The 4,094-nt window shown below is 55.0% G+C and carries 7 protein-coding genes; 6 read left to right on the top strand and 1 reads right to left on the bottom strand.

Annotation, left to right across the window (positions count from 1 at the left end; all coding sequences use genetic code 11):
- The 5 genes from CRO22_RS18310 to CRO22_RS18290 form a co-directional block, all read left to right on the top strand.
- Positions 1 to 211: phage major capsid protein (locus CRO22_RS18310; RefSeq protein WP_097071577.1), on the top strand; the 211-nt coding region annotated here is incomplete at its 5' end.
- 3 nt (positions 212 to 214) lie between these two features.
- Positions 215 to 844 (top strand): phage tail assembly chaperone, encoded by a 630-nt coding sequence (locus CRO22_RS18305; protein WP_097071576.1) that lies wholly within the window; start codon positions 215 to 217, stop codon positions 842 to 844.
- A 2-nt stretch (positions 845 to 846) separates the two neighbouring features.
- Positions 847 to 1,212, top strand: coding sequence for an HNH endonuclease (locus CRO22_RS18300; RefSeq protein WP_097071575.1), 366 nt, complete (start codon positions 847 to 849; stop codon positions 1,210 to 1,212).
- A 54-nt stretch (positions 1,213 to 1,266) separates the two neighbouring features.
- A complete protein-coding gene (locus tag CRO22_RS18295; protein ID WP_097071574.1) occupies positions 1,267 to 2,574 on the top strand; it encodes an AAA family ATPase in 1,308 nt (435 codons plus the stop codon).
- On the top strand, positions 2,574 to 3,035 hold the full coding sequence (locus tag CRO22_RS18290) for a hypothetical protein (RefSeq protein ID WP_097071573.1): 462 nt from the start codon (positions 2,574 to 2,576) through the stop codon (positions 3,033 to 3,035). The genes CRO22_RS18295 and CRO22_RS18290 overlap by 1 nt, the downstream gene beginning before the upstream one ends.
- A gap of 103 nt (positions 3,036 to 3,138) precedes the next feature.
- On the opposite strand, the gene CRO22_RS18285 is transcribed toward CRO22_RS18290, so the two are convergent.
- Positions 3,139 to 3,495 carry a hypothetical protein gene (locus CRO22_RS18285; protein ID WP_097071572.1) on the bottom strand — a complete coding sequence of 119 codons (357 nt, stop codon included), beginning with the start codon at positions 3,493 to 3,495 and terminating at the stop codon, positions 3,139 to 3,141.
- Positions 3,496 to 3,705: 210 nt separating this feature from the next.
- Between CRO22_RS18285 and CRO22_RS18280 the strand changes: the two genes are divergently transcribed.
- Complete coding sequence (locus CRO22_RS18280; RefSeq protein ID WP_097071571.1) at positions 3,706 to 3,990, top strand: head-tail connector protein; 285 nt, start codon at positions 3,706 to 3,708, stop codon at positions 3,988 to 3,990.
- The last annotated feature ends 104 nt before the right edge of the window (positions 3,991 to 4,094 follow it).

Genomic DNA, 4,094 nt, shown 5'->3' with positions numbered 1-4,094 from the left:
CGACATGGACGATGCCACCGCGGGCAAAACCCCCATCGTCTTCGGTGACTTCGCCTCGGGCTACACGATTGCCGATCATACCGGGTTCAGCATCATGCGTGACGACTACACCGGCGCGGCGAACGGCATCGTCAAGCTGCACGCCCGGCGCCGGGTGGGTGGTCGCGTGACGCTCGGCGAGGCGCTGGCGAAGCTCAAGCTCGCTGCCTGAGCCATGACCGTGCTTGCGCGCAGTGAAGAGGTGACAGTGTATCACGGAGGGTTGGCCGTGGTCCTGCGCCCCTCGCTGCGCGCGGCGATGACGCTTGAACGTCTGCGCGAGGGGTGGCCGGGCCTTCTCCTAGCACTCGGTCAATTCGACCTGCGCAGCGTGCAAGCGATCATCCGGGCTTCGGCGGTTGATCGCAACGCCGCCGAGGCTCTTCTGGCCTCTTTCGCCGTCGCCCCCATTACGGTGGTGAAAGAGGCCGTTTCCGCCCCGCTTTGTGCGCTTCTGGCGCTTTTCCTCGCACCGGCGCAGGAAGAGAGCGGGCAGGATGCAAAGCCGGGCTCGGGTTCCTCGAAGCCTTGGGCGGAAGCCTATGGCGAGCTCTATCGCTTCGGCACGGGTTGGCTCGGCTGGACCCCGGCCGAGACATGGGCCGCAACACCCACCGAGATCGCGCAGGCTCTCGAAGGCAAGCTTGCGCATCTGATCGCGATGAACGGCGGCGAGAGCAGCGCCGGTCCCAGCGGTCCCACCCCCACCGATTACACGCCCGAGCGGCTGCGCGAAATCGAAGAGCTGGGCTTCGACCCGGCTTTCGACCGCGAGGGCCTGCACCGGCTGAAAGCGAAAGGCTGATCATGCCGAGACCACCCCATATCTGCGCTTGCGGCCGTCTTGTGCCGCATGGCGAGCGCTGCACCTGTCAGAAAGACGCCGACCGCGCCCGCAAGCGCCGCCACGATGCAAGGCGCCCCTCGGCACGCGAACGGGGTTACACCTCGGATTGGGAGAAAGAGCGCGCGGCGTTCCTGATCTGCCACCCGTGTTGTGCAATGTGCGGGGCGGTGGCGAGCGTGGTCGATCACATCACCCCGCACCGCGGGAACAAGGCGCTCTTCTGGGACCGTTACAACTGGCAAGCCCTTTGCAAACCCTGCCATGACCGGGTGAAGCAGAGGCAAGAGCGGGCGGGCGATGAGCGCGACGGGTCACTTCTCGCTTGAGAATCGAGCTCAAATAGCTAACGTAAATCCGTTCATGCCGAGGGAGCCTTAAAAGTGAGCAGCAAAGATCAATTTTACCATGCATATTCCGAGAACTTTAAAGGCGCTCCAGACGGATGGCACAAGCTCAAGAAAGTGAATTTCCTGATTGGCGAGAATAGCACGGGAAAATCGAGCTTTCAGCAACTCTTCCGAATAGTTTCCAGCTCATCCTTCACTTTTTCATTCGATCCCTTGAACGTTATTCCTTCCATTAGCAGCGCTGCTGACATAGTTGGGAGAATCTCTGATGGCGTGGGGGTTACTATTGGATTCGCTGCATCGCCAGGGCGTGAGGCTGACACGCCATCAGAATTCTTTGGAAGGATAATCACCTATTTAGATATAGATGGGGAACTATCCATCGCAGGGATTACATTCGCATCGAAAGAGTGCGTCTTTACGATAATTCGGGACAAGAATAGCAAATTAAGATATTTCCACTTTGATGAAATTCATGTCGGCGACCTAATCACGAATCCTGACATTCTAAGCAAAATTCATATCGAATCTCTCTACTCTGAAACGGGGATAGAGATTGAATTTGAGGAAATGTCATTTCAACCAGATGACTGGAGGGTGGCTGCGGTAGTCGTGGCGGGCAAAATCATTAATTCCCCCAGCTTCAATCCCATCGTTGCACCTCAGATTTTTAGGGCATATTCTTACGGTCCTTCACGCCGAGCGCCGCAGCGTTTGCTGCACGGCGGGCAATCTCGGTTTAACTCATTCGGCGAGCACGCCCCATTTGTCTTAAAGGATGTCGTTCAGTATATCCCTGAGCTCCAAGACAAGCTGAGTTCCTATGGGGTGGCAAGCGGTCTCTTTGACTTTATATCCATCGAAGAAGTAAAGACAAAGGTCGCAGATCGTCCATTTATAATTACGCTTGGAAAGTCTGGAAAGCATTTTTACATTGATGAACTGGGCTATGGCGTCAGCCAAATCCTTCCAGTGGTGATTGATTCCCTTGTTGCCGGTCCGGAACAAACTCTGTTTATACAGCAGCCAGAACTACATCTTCACCCCCGCGCTCAAGCCGAGTTTGGAAGCCTGATCCACAAGAACTCCCATCAAGCTCCTGATTTAGTCATTGAAACACACAGTGACTTTATAATTGATCGCTTTAGGGTCGAGCAGGCGCTGGCGGAAGATGACAAAAAGGTTGACGCTCAGGTTTTATTTTTCTCCATTGATAAGTTGAGTGGCAGGAATGTCCTTAAAACCATGACAATTGAAGCGGATGGTTCTTTTAGTGAAGTGCCCGATGAATACCGAGAGTTTTTCATCGATGAGAATATGAAGATACTTGAGGCGCTGTGATGGCTAAAATAATTGTTGACATGAACATACCCACAAAAGCTGGCCAAGCTGGATATCCAGATTACTTCTTTCACGAGATGAATTCGACAAGCAAGCATCACGTGCTCTTCGGTGGAACGAAATATCTTGACGAGCTAAGGAAGAAGGAAAAACTGCAACGGATATTAATAGATTGGCTTAGCCGCAAGAAGGCAACTCGGCTGGACAAGGCTGGTGTCGACTCCTTTGAAAATATACTCAGAGAAAGGATCATTGCGAAAGTTGGCGCGATCCCGAATGAGTGCGATGACCTGCATATTATTGCCATTGCGTCGGTGGGAAACTGCCCGAATGTTCTGACCTACGATCAGAGAATGTGCGATTGCAAGGACAAGGTTAGAATGAAGGTCGGAGTTGAATACTTTCCGAACATCAAGTTTGTCAAAAGCAAAGCCATATTTGAAAAACTGCAATGTATTTGATGGGACTCCGGGGGCGGAGAGGAAAATCGCCCCTTCCCCGGACCGGCGGGGGGAGGTCCGCGCAGGATGGGCGCTAAATAACTTTTTCAGACTCAGCTTATCGTCAGTTCTTGCCGGTTAGGCGGAAATACTCCGCGCTCGCGGCCTCTTGCTCGTCCGTGGCGTCTTCGTCTTCGTCAGTGACCGGCACATATCCGGTGCCGGGCTGAAAGACCGGAGGATGGCGCGGCAGGGGCTCACGCGAAGGCTGGGCCTTCTCCGGCGCGAGGGCATCCCGAATGTCCGTAAGCAGGAAGATGACGCGGCTAAACGCGAAGAACACGACGCCTGAGATCACAAGCGAGACCGCCAGCGCTATGAAGAAGAAGAAGTCGAAAGTGAACTTATCTTGGAAGGCAAAGAACACATAGAGCGCAGCAAGCACCCAAGACAAGTAGGCGATCCAGTTCAATACCCGCATTTGAATACTCTCCGATTCACTTGGCACCGAGCTTGAACGGCGCCGGAGGTGTGTAGGGTGATCGGGGAAATTGCTGGATCACCTCACGCTCCGCGCTTTCCCAACATTCCTCGTTGCCGTCAAGCGTGATTTACTTTTTCGGAGACTCTTCAACTCGTTGACTGCATATGTTATATTATAACAAATGCCTTTCTTGACGAGTTTTCGAGTATGTCTTCCGTTACGTTGCCCGAGCTGAAAGCCCAGCTCAACCTTGATCATGACCTCGACGATGCGCTTTTGTCGCACCTGATCGACGCCGCCGAAGCCTATGCCGCGAGCTTCACCGGCGCGCGCCTTCCCGATCCTCTCCCGGCGACGATCCGGCAAGCGGTGCTCATGCTCGCCGCCTTCTGGTATGAGACCCGCGAGGCCGCGCTGAGCGGCACCGCGCCCGCCTCGGTGCCCTTTGGCGTTCATGAGCTCTTGCAGGCACATCGGGCTTGGGTGGTCTGACATGGCGGACTTCGATCTGAACGCGCAGGCCGCCCGGCTTGCCAAACGCCTTGAGTCGATCCCCGATGCGGTGCTCGAAGCGGTGCGCCCGGCGGTGGTGCAAG

Source organism: Rhodobacter maris (assembly GCF_900217815.1).
In the GTDB taxonomy this organism is placed as follows: domain Bacteria; phylum Pseudomonadota; class Alphaproteobacteria; order Rhodobacterales; family Rhodobacteraceae; genus Rhodobacter; species Rhodobacter maris.
This window is presented reverse-complemented; position numbering and strand designations above follow the sequence as displayed.